The sequence below is a fragment of the Amycolatopsis sp. genome, from assembly GCF_035546795.1.
In the GTDB taxonomy this organism is placed as follows: Bacteria; Actinomycetota; Actinomycetes; order Mycobacteriales; family Pseudonocardiaceae; genus Amycolatopsis_E.
Genome location: NZ_DASZWC010000068.1, coordinates 77,867 through 93,991, shown reverse-complemented (window position 1 = coordinate 93,991; position 16,125 = coordinate 77,867). Strand labels below are relative to the sequence as shown.

At 69.6% G+C, this 16,125-nt stretch carries 13 protein-coding genes; 5 read left to right on the top strand and 8 right to left on the bottom strand.

Annotation, left to right across the window (positions count from 1 at the left end):
• Positions 1-15: 15 nt before the first annotated feature.
• From VHD82_RS33680 to VHD82_RS33650, 7 genes are all read right to left on the bottom strand, one after another.
• Complete coding sequence (locus tag VHD82_RS33680; protein WP_325713076.1) at positions 16-963, bottom strand: serine/threonine-protein kinase; 948 nt, start codon at positions 961-963, stop codon at positions 16-18.
• Between the two features lie 52 nt (positions 964-1,015).
• Entirely contained in the window at positions 1,016-2,521 is a 1,506-nt protein-coding gene (locus VHD82_RS33675) for a serine/threonine-protein kinase (RefSeq protein ID WP_325713074.1), read from the bottom strand.
• Positions 2,522-2,704: 183 nt separating this feature from the next.
• Positions 2,705-3,541: a hypothetical protein gene (locus VHD82_RS33670; protein ID WP_325713072.1), complete on the bottom strand. Its 837-nt coding sequence runs from the start codon at positions 3,539-3,541 to the stop codon at positions 2,705-2,707.
• A 152-nt stretch (positions 3,542-3,693) separates the two neighbouring features.
• On the bottom strand, positions 3,694-4,881 hold the full coding sequence (locus VHD82_RS33665; protein WP_325713070.1) for a hypothetical protein: 1,188 nt from the start codon (positions 4,879-4,881) through the stop codon (positions 3,694-3,696).
• A 268-nt stretch (positions 4,882-5,149) separates the two neighbouring features.
• Complete coding sequence (locus VHD82_RS33660; RefSeq protein WP_325713068.1) at positions 5,150-5,455, bottom strand: hypothetical protein; 306 nt, start codon at positions 5,453-5,455, stop codon at positions 5,150-5,152.
• 73 nt (positions 5,456-5,528) lie between these two features.
• Positions 5,529-5,843, bottom strand: coding sequence for a chorismate mutase (locus VHD82_RS33655; RefSeq protein WP_325713065.1), 315 nt, complete (start codon positions 5,841-5,843; stop codon positions 5,529-5,531).
• Positions 5,844-6,002: 159 nt separating this feature from the next.
• Positions 6,003-6,386 carry a DUF1707 domain-containing protein gene (locus VHD82_RS33650; protein WP_325713062.1) on the bottom strand — a complete coding sequence of 128 codons (384 nt, stop codon included), beginning with the start codon at positions 6,384-6,386 and terminating at the stop codon, positions 6,003-6,005.
• Between the two features lie 110 nt (positions 6,387-6,496).
• Here VHD82_RS33650 and pcrA point away from each other — a divergent pair, with 110 nt between their 5' ends.
• Both pcrA and thrS read left to right on the top strand, forming a co-directional pair.
• Entirely contained in the window at positions 6,497-8,878 is a 2,382-nt protein-coding gene (gene pcrA / locus VHD82_RS33645) for a DNA helicase PcrA (RefSeq protein WP_325713060.1), read from the top strand.
• A gap of 174 nt (positions 8,879-9,052) precedes the next feature.
• On the top strand, positions 9,053-10,291 hold the full coding sequence (gene thrS, locus VHD82_RS33640; protein WP_325713057.1) for a threonine--tRNA ligase: 1,239 nt from the start codon (positions 9,053-9,055) through the stop codon (positions 10,289-10,291).
• Between the two features lie 52 nt (positions 10,292-10,343).
• On the opposite strand, the gene VHD82_RS33635 is transcribed toward thrS, so the two are convergent.
• On the bottom strand, positions 10,344-11,030 hold the full coding sequence (locus VHD82_RS33635; protein WP_325713054.1) for a M23 family metallopeptidase: 687 nt from the start codon (positions 11,028-11,030) through the stop codon (positions 10,344-10,346).
• A gap of 1,014 nt (positions 11,031-12,044) precedes the next feature.
• Here VHD82_RS33635 and VHD82_RS33630 point away from each other — a divergent pair.
• The 3 genes from VHD82_RS33630 (at position 12,045) to sucD (ending at position 15,999) form a co-directional block, all read left to right on the top strand.
• A complete protein-coding gene (locus VHD82_RS33630; protein WP_325713052.1) occupies positions 12,045-13,802 on the top strand; it encodes a hypothetical protein in 1,758 nt (585 codons plus the stop codon).
• A gap of 132 nt (positions 13,803-13,934) precedes the next feature.
• Positions 13,935-15,104, top strand: a complete 1,170-nt coding sequence (gene sucC / locus VHD82_RS33625) for an ADP-forming succinate--CoA ligase subunit beta (protein WP_325713049.1) — start codon at positions 13,935-13,937, stop codon at positions 15,102-15,104.
• A gap of 4 nt (positions 15,105-15,108) precedes the next feature.
• Positions 15,109-15,999, top strand: coding sequence for a succinate--CoA ligase subunit alpha (sucD, locus tag VHD82_RS33620; protein ID WP_325713046.1), 891 nt, complete (start codon positions 15,109-15,111; stop codon positions 15,997-15,999).
• Positions 16,000-16,125 lie beyond the last annotated feature (126 nt).

The window sequence follows — 16,125 nt, the reverse complement described above, 5'->3', positions numbered from 1 at the left end:
CCAGCCTGCCGCGGCTCAGAGGAACAGCAGCTGTGTGATGCCGATACCGATCGCCGCGGCGCACAGCACGGCGAGCACGGTGAGGATCACCGCGCGGACCCGTTCCGGGCTCATCGCGATCATCGGGGACTTGGTCGCCACGGGCGCGTGCGCCTGCTGCGGCGGCATCGGCCTCGCCACCGGGACAGTCGCCATCGCCGGCGCGGTCGGCGGGATGAACGCCGTCTGCCTGCCCTGGGTGATCGCGCGGAACGCGGTCATGCTGTCGGCCAGATTCGGCCGGGCGAACGGGTCCTCGCGCAGCAGCTTCACCAGCGCCCCGGTCAGCTGACCCGCGCGCTGCGGCTGCCGCAGCGGCCACTCGCCGGTCTCGCCGTAGGGCGGTACTCCCTCGACAGCCTGGTACAGCGTCGCGCCGAGGGAAAACGCGTCAGCCGCCGCGTCCGGCCGGGCGTCCATGGCCACCTCGGGCGCGCGGAACGCCGGGTTCGGGCCGGCACCGGTGATCCCGATGTCGGTCACCTTCACGCCGCCGTCGTCGGCGAGCAGGACGTTGCCAGGGTCGAGGCTGCGGTGCATGATCCCGGTCCGGTGCGCCGCGCCCAGCGCGGAAGCCAGCTGGATGCCGAGGAACGCGGCCTGCTCCGGGGTCAGCGTGCCGTGCTCGCCGAGGAAGTCGGCCATGCTGCGCGAAGGCACGTACTCCATCAGCAGCCACACGTCCGGCCCGTCGCGCACCACGTCGTACACGGTGATCGCGCTGGCATGCTGCACCCGGGTGGCGGCCCGGCCTTCCTGTTCGGCCACCGACGGGTCCGCCCCGGCAGGGACGAACATCCGTTTCGCGGCGACCGTGCGATTCAGGAGCGTGTCGTGCGCCAACCAAACGATGCCCGCGCGGCCACGGCCGATCGGCTGGTCCAACCGGTACCGGCCGCCGACGAGTACGCCCTCAGTACCCAAAACAACCTCTCGTCTGCTGACGGTAAGAAACTTGCCGACGAGCCTACTTGGACTATGGGCCGCTCGTCGGAGTGTCGGTCGCCGACGCAGAGCTGGACGACGAGGTCTTCGTCGCCGAGGAACTCGAAGTGTGCTTCGGCGTGCTCGAACTCTCCTGCGTGTCCGCCACCGAGCTGCTCGTCTTCTTCGAGTTGCGGGTCGACTTCGTCGCGCTGGACTGCTCGGTCTCCGACGCCGTCGCGCTCTCCGTCGTCTGCACCGACGAGCTCGTGGTCGGGACCACCGGCGCCGCCGGCTGGTTGTCGGTGACGTTGCTGGTGCCGCCGTTCGGGGCGCTGAACAGCCAGAAGCCGAGCGCGATCAGGCCGATCAGTACGATGGCGCCGATCGCGGCAGGCACCTTCCACTTGCCGGGGCGCTCGTCCTCGTCGTCGTCCCCGGGGCCACTGCCCGGCGGCGGGTTGTCATACCCGTCGTACCCGCCGGCCGCCGCGGTGCGCGTGCGGTCGTAGTCCTCGGTCGGGTAAGCCGTGGTCGCGGCGTACGGATCGTCCGCGTAGTCGTCGTAATCGTCGTCGTAGAAGTTGTCGGCCGGGCTGTTGCCCAGGTTGCCGTTGAACGCGCGGGTCGCGCCCGCACCCAATGCCGCCCCGCCCAGCGCACCGGCACCGGCCGCGCCGAGCGCGCCGCCGGAGGGCGAAATCCTGGTCTCCGCAGGGCCGCCCAGCGGCGTCTCCCCGCGGGCGACCGCGGCCAGCAACTCCTCGCACTCCGCGGCGGTCGGCCGGTGGTTCACGTCCGGGTGCAGCAATACCGCGAGCACACTGGCCAGCGGCCCGGACTGGCGCGGCGGGTTGATCTGACCGGCGGCGACGGCGTGCAGCAGGCTCAGGGTGTTCTCACTCAGCCCGAACGGCGGCTGGCCCTCGCAGGCCGCGTACAGGGTGGAACCGAGCGAGAAGATGTCGGACTCGGGCCCCGGCTCGCCACCGATCGCCACCTCGGGCGCCAGGTATGCGGGGGTGCCCGCGATCATCCCGGTCTTGGTGACCGTGACGTCGTCCTTCGCGCGGGAAATGCCGAAGTCGGTGATCTTCACCAGGCCGTTGTCGGCCAGCAGGATGTTGCCGGGCTTGATGTCCCGGTGCACGATGCCGACCGCGTGCGCTTCCTTCAGCGCGGACGCGATCTGGGTGCCGATCTGCGCCACCTCCAGCGGCGGCAGCGTCTTCCGATCGCGCAGCACCTCGGCGAGGCTGGTGGACTGGAGGTACTCCATCACCAGGCACGGGTGGCCGTTCTCATCGGTGACGACGTCGAACACGCTGATCGCGTTCGGGTGGTGCAGCCGGGCCGCGATCCGGCCCTCGCGCATCGTGCGCTGCTTGGCGTCGTCGGCCTCGTGGTTGTCGAGCCCCGGCTGCAGGAGCAGCTGCTTGATCGCGACCGTGCGCGCCAGCACCTCGTCATGCGCCTGCCACACCGCGCCCATGGCGCCGGTGCCGATTCGTCGCACGACTCGGTATCGGCCGGCGACCAGGCGACCCTCGTCGCTCACGCGACCTCCTTCGGGGCTGCTTTCCCGGGGCGACACCATGCCGCACGCCGGAGCGTATGCACATATCGCGGCCCGTGGGCCGGTTTAGCCGAGATCAGCTCGTGACAAGGCTAGGGCGCTCACTCTGCGCACATACACTCGGCACGCTTTGGGGCGCCCCGAGGTTGCCTGCTATGGCCAGGACTACAACTGCTCCGCGGAGAGCAGCACGGCGTCGGAGATCAACTCCGCCGAGCCCTTCGCCAGCGTCAGGACCTGGGTGACCCGCAGCTTCGTACCGTCCTGCTGGCGCATGGTGACCACCGCCCGCACGGATCCGTCCGGTTGCACTTCGGCCTGGTCCACGTGGACCTCGCTCATCGAACTCCACGCGCGGACCAGGTCCCCCGGTTCATCTCCGGCGAGATCGGGGGTGAGCATCGCCAGCGCGTCCTCCGGCCGGTCGGAGGCCATCTTGGCGTAGAAATCGTGCACGGCGGTGAGCTTCTCGGCGTTACCGGGCTCCTTCGACACCGTGGTGGTGGTGGCTGTCGTGCTGGCCGGGCCCGCCGCCTGCTCGGTGGCGGCCACCGGGACCTGGGAGACCGAGACCGGGGTCTGGACCTCGTGCCCGGACCGGCCCTCGGCCGGCTTCCTTTCTCCGGCCGGTACGAATCCGCCGAGCGCGGCCGCGCCGGTGATCCGCGGCGGTTCGAGGGAGCCACGGCCCGGTTCGGCCGGGCGTTCCCTGGTCACCATCGAGGCCGCGACCACGGCGCCGATCAACAGCGAAGCCGCCGTGGTCAGCCCGGCGAGCTTCGCCACCTTCGCCAGGCGGCCCTCCGGTTCGCGTGGCGGCGCGCTCGCCCGCCGCGCGTGCACCCGTGGCGGCGGCAGGAACCGGCCGGGCTCCCGCACCGGCTCGGTGAGGTACTCGCCTTCGACCAGCTCGGTGTCGAGGCCCTGCATGGTGAGCAGGTCCTCGACGGTGAGGGCGCCCGGCTCCTGCCGGGACCGCCGCCGATCGTGCACGACTCTCATGGCCTCTTGTTCCGGTTGATCGCGTTGTCGGTTCGTTACATCAGCGAACCGTGGCGAGTCGTTACCGGCCACCCCTCATCGGTGGAGTGCCGTCCCGGCACGACGAACGGCAGCAGTCGTCACCCACCTGGCGCAATACCGGCGGTGAGAGCTCAGTCACCGTCGCTGGAGATCTTGTCACCGGAGAACGTCAGGGTGCGTTGCTCGGTGACCTCGGAGCCGTTCTTACGGACCATCTTCACCGTGCACACCGTTTTGCCGTCGTACTGGTGCACTTGCACGTGCTGGACCTGGAAGTACGCGACGTCGGCGTACTTCTGCTCGAGCCCGCTCGCGCCCTCCTGGCTGAGCTCGCCGGTGGTCATCGCGTGCGCCGCCTGCGGATCCTCGGTCACGGTGTCGAGGTACTGCTGCGAGTCCTTCGCCAGCACCTGCGGGTTCGGCGGCGCCTGGAAAGTGAACCGGTCCGGGTCCGCGTCGTAGGGCGCGGGCGTCGGCGGCGGTTTCTGCGGGATCGGCGTTGTGGTCGGGGTGGAGACGCTGCCGCCGGACGAGGGCGGGTCGTCCGCGCTGGTGCCGGGCTGGGTCATCCGCACCGGCTGGTCCGGCGAGGCGAACTCGTCGGTGACGGCGCTGCCGACCTCGGTGGTGGTGGACCGCTGCCGGCCGCGGTCGGTGGGGTTGCTCGGGGTCCCGCCGTTCTGCCCGGTGGGCCCCGGCACGACCTGCTCGCCTTCGACCGTCGGGATACCGCCGCCGAGCCCGGGGATCCAGCCGCCGCCCGCCTGGTCCGGGGTCGGCTTGCCGACCAGCGCGGACCCCGCGAACAGCAGGGCGACCACGACGCCGCCGGAGGAAGCGGTGGCGAACCAGGCGGCCTTGCGCCAGGTGCGCGGCGGGGTGACGGACGCGGGGACGCTGCCGAGGTCGAACGTGCTCAGGCCGGTCTCCGGGGTGGCGACATACACCCGGACGTCGTCGTCGGCCTTGTCCTCGTGGCAGGTGGGCGGGGTGAGCGTGACCTTGGTGCGGCGGGGCCTGCCGCGGGGAGTGATGCGCTCGGGCTGCGCCCTGGGCGGCTCCGGAGCCGGTGCCGGTATCGGCAGCTCGCCGCTGACCGGCCGGAAGCCGTTGTCAGGGCGGGGAGGGGAGCCTTCGCTGAGGATCTGGGAGAGCAGCGGCAGCGAACCGCGGCTCGGCGGGTCCTGCGGGGCGGGTGCGAAAGCGTGCCGGTGGCTCGGATGCTGTGGCGGCACCCGGGGCGTCCAGGTGCCGGCACCGCGGCGGTGCCTGCCTGTCGGGTTGGGTATCTGTCCGGTCGTTTCGGCCCCACCGTTCATGCCGAGTGGATCCCTCCCGCGGCGCCCCATGACGTCGGTCGGAGTCCGGTTAAGCCGAACGGAGCAATATGCACGCGTGAAGATGCACGTTCATCTGCACGCGCACGGCGTGCCGCCGAGCAGGTGCTGTCGATCGCGCAAAGTTCCACGGCTCAAGGGTAAAAGACCTGAGCGGCTACCGGAGCACGGGCCCGCAAGTTCACCCTGTCGGGGAATCGCACCGGCGGAAAGTGCGACTTGCAGTTTGAAACCGCGGCCTGCCGCACCCCTATCCGCCGCTGCGGTACTTCGCTTGGGTCGACTGCAGGGCCTTCGTGGCTACCACTCCGCTGCCGGCGGCGAGGATGATCGCCAGGATGTCCATTGTGGTACCGCCCGCGGTGAACAGCCAGGCGAGCAGCGAGGCGGCAGTGGTCCCGCCCGCGACGGCCCAGCGGCTGCGGACGTACTGGGCGATGGGCGCGCCCCCGGCACGTTTGTTCGCCGCGTTGTTGAGCAGTGCCAGGTAGCCGACATGGCCGAGCGCGGCGAGCACACTGGCTATCGCGATCACGACCGCGATGAAGTTAATCATTCCTCCAGTGTGCCCGCCCCCGGCGGCGTCGGGCTCGGGGAAACACCCTGATTTTCCGGCGTTTTTCCCCGGCTCAGCGACCGAGCCTGCCGCGGCCGAGGTTCAGCAGCGCCATCGCGAGCTGACGGCCGTCCGGGCCGAGATCGCGGTAGCGCGCCAGCACGTCCATCTCACGGTTGTAGACGATCCGGGTGCCGCCGGCGGCCATCCGCGCCCGGCCGATCGTCTGCGACACCTCGACCCGGCGTTTCACCAGGCGCAGGATCTCCTGGTCGAGCCAGTCGATCTCCTTGCGCAGCTTGCCGATCTCCTCGGCCGAGGCGATCGGTTCAGCGGTGGAGCGAGCCGCGTCTTCGGTGTCGCCTACTTCGTGCGTCTGTGCGTTCATCTGGACCTCTCCTCGGTCCGGACCAGGTCCCTGAGCCGACGAAAGCCCCGGGTCCGTGGACTCCGGGGCTTCAGTGTGATTGCGGGCAGGCACTACGCGATCACGGGAGCCGGAGTCCGGGTCCCGTAGAAAAATCGGTACGCGTGGTGCTGCACGTCTTCAGTATGGCACAACCCGGAACCGGTTCCGGGCGAAGGCGTGTCCGGCCAGGCTCAGGACGAGCCAGAACATCGGCACGACCGGCCAGAAGAACGGCGCGCCGGAGAACGTCCACGCGACGATGAGCAGCACCGACAGCACTGCCACGGCTCCCGTGTGCACCCGCAACGGAACGGGGAAACGCGGCCGCGCCGGGGCCGGCGGTGCGGGCAGGTCGGCGACGAAGGAGGACAGCTCGTCGACGTACTTCGCGGCATAGACGTCGGTCAGCCGTTGTTCTACTTCTTCGACGGTGAGACGGCCTTCGGCGCCGGCGTCCTGGACGCGCGTGGCGATTCGCTGTCGATCGGTATCCGAGGCTCGGGTTCTGGCGGTAGTGGTCATAGGGTCGATGCTCCGCATCGGCACGTGTCGCGGCATCGGTCCAGCGGCGACATTTCGGCGTACGTCCGGTGCGGTAAACCGTCAGTGCCCCCGAGTAGCGTGGATACCCGATGAGCACCCTTTTCGATCTTCCTTCCGAAAGCGCGGCCCCGAAAGGCCGTCACGCCGACCTGCTCGCCGATCTGAACCCGGCGCAGCGGGAAGCTGTCACGCACGCCGGCGCTCCCTTGCTTGTGGTGGCCGGTGCCGGCTCCGGCAAGACGAGGGTGCTGACCCGGCGGATCGCGTACCTGCTGGCCGAGCGCGGCGCTCACCCCGGCCAGATCCTGGCGATCACCTTCACCAACAAGGCCGCCGCCGAGATGCGGGAACGCGTCGGCGAGTTGGTTGGCAGGCGTGCCAACGCGATGTGGGTGTCCACGTTTCATTCCATGTGCGTGCGGCTGCTCCGCCGCGAGGCCAAGACGCTGGGCATGTCGTCGAACTTCTCGATCTACGACTCCGACGACACAAAACGCCTGATCACGTTGGTGGCCAGGGATCTGGACATCGACGCGAAGCGCTACCCGGCGCGCACGCTCGCGATCCACATCTCCAATCTCAAGAACGAACTGATCGACGCGGAGAGCGCCGCGGCGAAGGCCACCAACGACCTGGAGCGCCGGGTCGCCGAGGTCTACGCCGAGTACCAGCGCCGGCTTTCGCTGGCCAAGGCGATGGACTTCGACGACCTGATCATGCGCTCGGTCGAGCTGCTGCAGACGTTCCCGGACGTCGCCGAGCACTACCGGCGTCGGTTCCGGCACGTGCTGGTCGACGAGTACCAGGACACCAACCACGCGCAGTACACCCTGGTCCGCGAGCTGGTCGGCACCGCGCCGACGGAGTCCGGGGTGGAGCCGGCCGAGCTGGTCGTGGTGGGTGACGCGGACCAGTCGATCTACGCCTTCCGCGGCGCGACGATCCGCAACATCGAGGAGTTCGAGCGGGACTTCCCGAACGCGCGCACGATCATGCTGGAGCAGAACTACCGCTCCACGCAGACGATCCTGAACGCGGCGAACGCGGTGATCTCGCGCAACCCGAACCGGCGGGACAAGCGGCTGTGGACCGACTCCGGCAACGGCGAGCAGATCGGCGGCTACGTCGCGGACAACGAACACGACGAGGCCGCGTTCGTCGCGGGCGAGATCGACGCGCTGGCGGACAAGGGCGAGGCGCACTACTCGGACGTCGCGGTCTTTTACCGCACCAACAACCAGTCCCGTGTGTTCGAGGAGATCTTCATCCGGCTCGGGCTGCCGTACCGGGTCGTCGGCGGCGTCCGGTTCTACGAGCGCCGCGAGGTCCGGGACATGCTGGCGTACCTGCGGGTGATCAACAACCCGGAGGACACGGTGAGCCTGCGCCGCATTCTCAACGTGCCGAAGCGCGGCATCGGGGACAGGGCGGAAGCGGTCATCGCGACGCATGCCGAGCGCGAGCGGATCTCGTTCAACGCGGCGCTGCGGGAGGCGGTGGCGGGCAAGGTGCCGCTGCTGAACCCGCGCTCCGCCAAGGCGATCACCGGTTTCGTCGAGCTGCTGAACGGATTGCAGGAGCTGGCCGAAGAGGGCACCGAGGTGGCCGACATCCTGGAAGCGGTGCTCGACCGCACCGGCTACCGCTCCGAACTGGAGGAGTCGGACGACCCGCAGGACGCCTCACGGGTGGAGAACCTGACCGAACTGGTGACCGTGGCCCGCGAGTTCACCGAGTCCGCGGCCGAACTCCCGCCGTTGGACGAGGACGACGCGGGGGTCCCGGAGCCCGGTTCGCTCGGCGCCTTCCTGGAGCGCGTTTCCCTGGTGGCCGACGCCGACTCGATCCCGAACGCGGACGGCGAGGAAGACGAGGACGACGCTGGCGTAGTCACCCTGATGACCGTGCACACCGCGAAGGGCCTGGAGTACCCGGTGGTGTTCTGCACGGGCTGGGAGGACGGCGTCTTCCCGCACCTGCGCGCGCTGGGCGAGCCCGCCGAGCTGGCCGAGGAACGACGGCTGGCGTATGTGGCGATCACCCGTGCCCGCAAGCGGTTGTACCTCTCGCGCGCGATCACCCGGTCCGCCTGGGGCCAGCCGATGAACAACCCGGCGTCCCGGTTCATCGACGAAATCCCGGGGGACCTGCTCGACTGGCGCCGCGAGGAGTCGGATTCGAGCCAGGGTTCCTACGGCTCGCCCAAGGCGGCCACCACATGGGGCCGTCGCTCCTTCGGCGGGGATTCGGTCCAGACGCGCTCGATCCCGCCCGCGCCGAAGAAGGGCTGGCAGAACACGGTCGCGATGAAGCTCGACGTGGGGGACAGGGTCAGCCACGACAAGTACGGGCTGGGCACCGTCGTCGAATCCCAGGGCGACGGGCCGCGTGCCACGGCGACCATCGACTTCGGCGCGGCAGGCAAGGTGAAGCTGATGCTCATCGGCAGCGTGCCGATGGTGAAGCTGTGAGCGCGAAAATCGGATGAGCGAACGCTGATCCGCCTGCTACCTTCCGCGGTATGAAGCGCGCAGCCGTCACGACCACGCCGGAGAGTGTCCCGGCGCGTTGACGTCTGTCCCGGGGCGAGTGCCCCGGGGTTTCGCGCACCTTGGTCCCTCGTCCCACTGAGACGAGGAGGCCACATGCAGGATCACCGCAGGCTCGGCCGGGAGCTGGAGCTGTTCGGCACCGACCCGTTGCTCGGCGCCGGTCTGCCCTACTGGCAGCCGGACGGAGCGGTAGTCCGGCATGCGCTGGAGGAGTATGTCCGCGAGGCCGAAGTGCGGGCGGGGTACCGGCACGTGTACTCGCCGGTGCTGGGCAAGCGCGAGTTGTACGAGCTGTCCGGGCACTGGGCGCATTACCGCGAGGACATGTTCCCGCCGATGGATCTCGGCGGGGAGCAGGTGGTGCTGCGGCCGAGCCTGTGCCCGCACCACGCGCTGATCTACCGTTCCCGCGCGCGCAGTTATCGCGGACTTCCCTTGCGCATAGCGGAACTGGGCGGGATGTACCGCGCGGAGCCGTCCGGTGTGCTCGGCGGTCTCACCAGGGTGCGGGCCATCCAGCTCAATGACGCGCATATTTTCTGCACCCCGGATCAGGTCGCCGACGAGGCGCGGTCGGCGTTGGAGATGATCCGCGCGGCGTATGCGGCGCTGGGCATCGAGGCCGCGCGATACCGGCTGTCCTTGCCGGGAGACGGCGGAAAGTACGTGGCGGCACCGGAACTCTGGCGTCGCTCCGCCGAGCTGTTGCGCGAGGTGCTGGAGGCGTCCGGGCTGCCTTACGAAGCCGCGCCCGGCGAAGCGGCGTTCTACGGACCCAAGATCGACGTGCAGATCGCCGATGGCGCCGGCCGGGAATCCACCCTTTCGACCGTGCAGATCGATTTCCACCAACCGGAGCAGTTCGGGTTGGAGTACATCGGTGCGGACGGCGCGAAGCACCGCCCGGTGATGGTCCACCGCAGCGTCATCGGCAGCGTGGAGCGTGCGATGGCGCAGTTGATCGAGGTGCACGAAGGCGCGTTCCCGGCCTGGCTCGCGCCGGTCCAGCTGATCGTTTTTCCGGTCTCCGAGGCCGAATCGGGGGCGGCGGCCGAGGTGGCGCGGCAGGCGGCCTGCCTCGGGTTACGAGCTGAGGTCGCAGTGGACGGCAGTCTCGGCGCGCGGATCCGGGCTGCTCGGCTGGTGCCTTACCAACTGGTGCTCGGTCCACGCGAGGCCGCTGCGGGCGAAGTGGCATTGAGGCTGCGCGACGGACGGCGGATCGATCCACAACCTGTGGAAAAAGTGTTCGCACGACTGGGTTTTCTCATCGGCGAGCGCAACGTCGAGCTTTGGGCCGCCGAAACTGTCGTACCTCCGCGCTATACCTGATCTCGAACGTCGGTTCGAGAACGAGGGGGACGAAATGACGGGTGGAACCCGGTCACACGTACACGCCGCGGGCGGCCAGCCACGGGCGCGGGTCGATCTTCTTGGTGCCGTTCTGCCAGACCTCGAAGTGCAGGTGCGGGCCGGTCGCCTGGCCGCGTTCGCCGATCTCGGCGATCTGCTGCCCGCACTTGACCTTCTGGCCTTCGTGCACGGAAAAGCTGTTCATGTGCCCGTAGACCTGGATGGTCCCGTCGGCGAGCTGGATCCGTACCCACAGGCCGAAACCACTGGCCGGGCCGGCGTCGATCACGGTGCCGTCGGAGGCGGCGTAGATCGGAGTGCCGATCGAGTTCGCGATGTCGATACCAAGGTGCTGCGTGCCCCACCGGGCGCCGAAGCCAGAGGTGAAGGTGCCATGCGCGGGCAGGCAGGTCTTGGGGCGGGCGGCTTCGTCGGCGGCGGCCTTGGCCGCGGCGGCGTCCCGGTCTTCGCGGGCCTGGGTCACCTGCGCGCTGGCGGTGAGTTTCTGCACCTCGGCTGAAGCGTCGGTGTAATGCGCCGCGGGCACCAGCTCGGGAGCCCCGGCGGGCGCGTTGCCGCCGAGCGCGAAGGAGGCGCTGGCGTCGGTGGCGTTGGAGAGGGGCTGCGCACCCTCGGCTTCCGCGCCGCCGCTGAACGATTGGAGGGTCTGGCCCGCCGCTGCGGCGGCGAACGCGCCGGCGGCGACGGCGGCGACCACGACACGGCCGCGGAGCGCCGACGAGGGTGCCGGCAGTCGGTGTCCACCCCGGACACGGACGACCGCACCGTTCAGTGCGTCATCGAGTTCCAGGGAAGGGGCCTCGCCGCTGGGGTCGCGGTGTCGAGCCAAGACAAATGCCTTCCGTTACTCGGGGAGTCAGACTGCGGGCTCCGGTTGGGGCCGGATGAGCAACCTCGGGGGTGGTTGGCTCGTCGTCCGCTTTGTGACCTGACCGTAATGGGGACCGGGGGACAGTAACGAAGGGAGATGGCTCTGGGCAAGGTGCCGGGAACGCCTGGGCTGAAAGCGTGAGAGGCCCGATCGATCTAGCAGGAACGATAACGGAGCGTTGAGAGGAGATTACCCCGACCGTGTGATCTGAATTACGTTTAGCCGGGAAATAAAACCGGTGACCGCCCGCTGCCTGGGGTGATCGGCCGCCGAGCCGGGTCGGCGGCACCTCCCCGCTGATTCGGCGGTGCCGTCGATGATGCCGTCGAGCGGTGCTGTCGATAATGCCGTCGATACGGGGTGGAAGTGGTGCGTGGCGCCCTGCTCGCGGGCAGGAGCTGCGCAGTGGCGACGTCCCTGTCGCGTGCTCAGCTTGCCCACGCTCGCGGCCGCCTCGCTCGGGGACACCGTTGCTGGTTCGCGCCTGGCCTCGCTCGCGCCTGGCCTCGTTTGCGGCTGGCCTCGTTCGCGGCCGCCTCGCTCGCGGGCACGGTTGCTGGTTCGCGGCTGGCCTCGTTCGCGGCCGCCTCGTTCGCGGGCACGGTTGCTGGTTCGCGCCTGGTCGCGCCTCGGCATCGGTCCGGCCGCTTGCACAGGCCGCGCCCGCCGGGCTGGCTCCGTCCGTGCCGACACGCGTCACTTCGGTCGGTAATCGCGCGGTGACGCCTCGCGAACGGGCGAGCGTGTCTTGCGGGTGCGTCGGCGCGGTTGGCCGGAACGGGTGCATGGCGTGCGGACACGCGCACACGGGGCTGGGTTACTTGCTAGCGTTTCGTGGCAATGACCTGGACTCGCTGGACCCCGGGCGGCCGCGCGGCGCGGATCGATCCGCGGTCGCCGGACGCCGTCGAAGGGCAGCCCAACGGCACCCTGCTCCCGACTCTCACACTGGGCGGCCTCGCCGCGGTCCTGCTTGCGCTGGGGTCGTCGATCCCGGTGGTGGCGGGAGCGTCGCCGGGCTACTCGAGCGCGCCGCTGTTGATCGTGCTCGCCGTCGCGCCGTTCGTGCTGGCCTTGTTCTTCCTCGTCCGCGGGCGGGTGCTGGCCGCTGCCGGGGTGTTCGCCGGGGCGGCGGCGCTCGCGCCCGGGCGGTTCGTGCTGGACCTGCAGTTGCTAGTGGACCCGTCGTCGGCGGCCCGGCCCGAGCTGTACCGGCCGGAGGTTTTCGAAGTGCCCGCGCCGTCGGCCGGGCTGTGGCTGCTGCTCGCCGGGCACGTCGTGACGGTGGCGGCCGGGGTGCTCGCACTCCGCGCGGCTGGGCCGCGCGGAGAGCCGGGTGCGGCGGGCCGTGGGCTACTACTCGCGGGCGTGTTGGCCGGGGGTATCGCGGCGGTCGGCGTGATGATGACGCCGTTCGCCACCGAGGATGCTTTCCTGCCGGTCGGCAGCGCCTTCGAGAGCACGGGCCTCGTGCTCGCCGGGTCGCTGCTGGTGGCGTTCGCGCTGCCGGTCGGGGCGGCGCTGCTGATCAGCTCCGGCGCGCGTGGCATCACGCTCGGCGGGCTGCTCGGGCTGGCGCTCGCGGTGCTCACGATCGGGCTGCCGAACCTCGTCTCCGGGCTGGCGGTGTCCAACGTTTCGCCGGCCGCCGGGCCGATCGTCGTGCTGGTCGGGGCGGCGGGGCTGGTGCTCGTGGGCTTCCTGCCCGGCGAAGGCCCGGCCATCGAGGTCGCCGAGGACGAGGCAGGCGAGGCGAGCCTGCCCGGGTCGCCGAAGCTGCGGGTCGCCACCGGCGTACTGGCCTTGCTCACGATGGTCGCCGCACTGATCGGGGCACTCACCGATCAGGTGATCATCGCCGGCGGACTGCCCGGGCCTCAGAGTCCTTCGCGCTCGTTGCAACTGATCGCCGGACTGCTCGTCGGCGTGCTCGGGCTGACGATGTTCGTGCCGGTGCTGGCCTCGCGGCTCCGGCCGGTACTTTCAGTGGCCTGGGCGGGGATACCGCTTGCCGCCACGGCCGTGCTGACCACCGCGATCACGGCCACCGAACTCGGCGCCGGGCTCACACCGGGCCCGGGCGCCGTGTGGACGGCGGTCGCCGCCGTCGGCGCGCTGGTGACCGCGTGCTGTTCGGTCGTGACCGGCATGGTCGAACGGGACGACAGCGACGAAACCGCGGAAGCTGTGCCGGGCCCGAACGTGGTCCCCCCGCTGGTGGCCGGCGGAATTCTCGCGATCGGCGGGTTCGGCACGCCCTCGATCGTGGCCCCGGACTACGTGGAGCCCGCGCTGTGGTCGAACTTCGGCACCCCGTCGTGGGGCCTGCTGGCGGCGCTACTCACCGTGCTGGGCGCGTGCCTGCTCGCCCCGCGCAGCAGGCCCGCACAAGCCGCCGGGCTGCTCGCCGGCGCGACCGTCCTCGCCGTCTTGCGGGTGCTGCAACTTCCGCTGGCCGGCGGCGAGATAGTCGGCTCGCACGCCGGGGTGGGCTGGTGGCTGGCGCTGGGCTGTGTCGTGGCTCTCGCGATCGCCACCGGGCTGGCCACGCGTGGGGCTTTTCACAGGCCGAAAACACGCTCTGGATCCATACGGTGACCGAGTTCACCAGATGCGGCGCCCCGCGCTTCTCACCAGGTCGCTAGGGTCGTCTGCGTCCGGCAGCATGGTTTGCAAACAGCACGCCCTTGCGCCCAGCACAATTGCGTGTGTCGTCAGGAGACTGGAGTAGTGGACCTCTACGAATACCAGGCGAAGGACCTCTTCGCCGCCCACGGTGTGCCGGTACTGCCCGGCGCCGTTGCGAGCACCCCGGAAGAAGCGCAGGCCGCCGCCGAGAAAATCGGTGGACAGGTCGTCGTCAAGGCTCAGGTCAAGACCGGGGGCCGTGGCAAGGCCGGCGGTGTGAAGCTGGCCAAGGACCCGGCCGAGGCCAAGGAGAAGGCGGAAGCCATCCTCGGTCTGGACATCAAGGGCCACATCACGCACCGCGTGCTGGTCACCGAGGCGTCCGACATCTCGGAGGAGTACTACTTCTCCTTCCTGCTGGACCGCACGAACCGCACCTTCCTCGCCATGGCCTCGGCTGAAGGCGGCATGGAGATCGAGCAGCTGGCCGTCGAGCGGCCCGAAGCGCTCGCGAAGGTCCCGGTCGACCCGATCGCGGGCGTCGACAAGGCCAAGGCGCTGGAGATCCTGACCGAGGGCAACTTCCCCGAGGTCATCAAGGACCAGGCAGCCGACGCGGTGGTGAAGCTCTGGGAGACCTTCGTCGCCGAGGACGCCACCCTGGTCGAGGTCAACCCGCTGGTCCGCGACCCGCAGGACAAGATCGTCGCCCTCGACGGCAAGGTCACCCTCGACGAGAACGCCTCCTTCCGCCACCCGGCGCACGAGGAGCTCGTCGACAAGCAGGCCGAGGACCCGCTGGAGGCCAAGGCCAAGGCGAAGAATCTCAACTACGTCAAGCTCGACGGTGAGGTCGGCATCATCGGCAACGGCGCGGGCCTTGTCATGTCCACTTTGGACGTGGTCGCCTACGCCGGCGAGAAGCACGGCGGCGTGAAGCCGGCGAACTTCCTCGACATCGGTGGCGGGGCCTCCGCGGAGGTCATGGCCGCGGGGCTGGACGTCATCCTCAACGACCCGGCCGTGAAGAGCGTGTTCGTGAACGTCTTCGGTGGCATCACCGCCTGCGACGCGGTCGCGAACGGCATCGTCGAAGCGCTGAAGATCCTGGGTGACGAGGCCGCCAAGCCGCTCGTCGTCCGGCTCGACGGCAACAACGTCGAAGAAGGCCGCAAGATCCTCAACGACGCCAACCACCCGCTGGTCACCCAGGTGGACACCATGGACAACGCGGCTGACAAGGCTGCCGAGCTCGCGGCGGCAGGAGCGTAAGACAATGTCGATCTTCCTTGACTCCAACAGCAAGATCATCGTGCAGGGCATCACCGGGTCCGAGGGCACCAAGCACGCGACCAAGATGCTGCAGGCCGGCTCGAACCTCGTCGGTGGCGTGAACGCTCGCAAGGCCGGGCAGACCGTCACCATCGCCGGCAAGGACCTCACCGTGTTCGGCACGGTCGAGGAGGCCATCAAGGAGACCGGCGCGGACGTGTCGGTCATCTTCGTGCCGCCGAAGTTCGCCAAGGACGCCGTGATCGAGGCCATCGACGCCGAGATCCCGCTGGCCGTGGTGATCACCGAGGGCATCCCGGTGCACGACTCGGCCTACTTCTGGGCCCACGCGGTGGCCAAGGGCAACAAGACCCGCATCATCGGGCCGAACTGTCCCGGCGTCATCTCGCCCGGCAAGTCCAACGCGGGCATCATCCCGGCCAACATCACCGGCCCCGGCAAGATCGGCCTGGTGTCCAAGTCGGGCACGCTGACCTACCAGATGATGTACGAGCTGCGCGACATCGGTTTCTCCACCGCGGTCGGCATCGGCGGTGACCCGATCATCGGCACCACGCACATCGACGCGCTCGAGGCGTTCCAGAACGACGCCGACACCGAGGTCATCGTCATGATCGGTGAGATCGGCGGCGACGCGGAGGAGCGGGCCGCGGCCTACATCAAGGAGAACGTGACCAAGCCGGTCGTCGGCTACGTCGCGGGCTTCACCGCCCCCGAGGGTAAGACCATGGGCCACGCGGGCGCCATCGTGTCCGGTTCCGCCGGTACCGCCCAGGCCAAGAAGGAGGCCCTCGAGGCCGCCGGCGTGAAGGTCGGCAAGACCCCGACCGAGACCGCCGAACTGGCTCGGGAGCTGTACAAGAACCTGCACTGAACCGTAGGTTCGGCTGTGACGGCCGGTCACCCCGCCCGGGTGGCCGGCCGTTCGTTTTTCTCACAGCCGACCGGACGCAACCGTTTGCCGCCGCCGTACGTCGGATAGCCGGAGGGTGGCCGGACA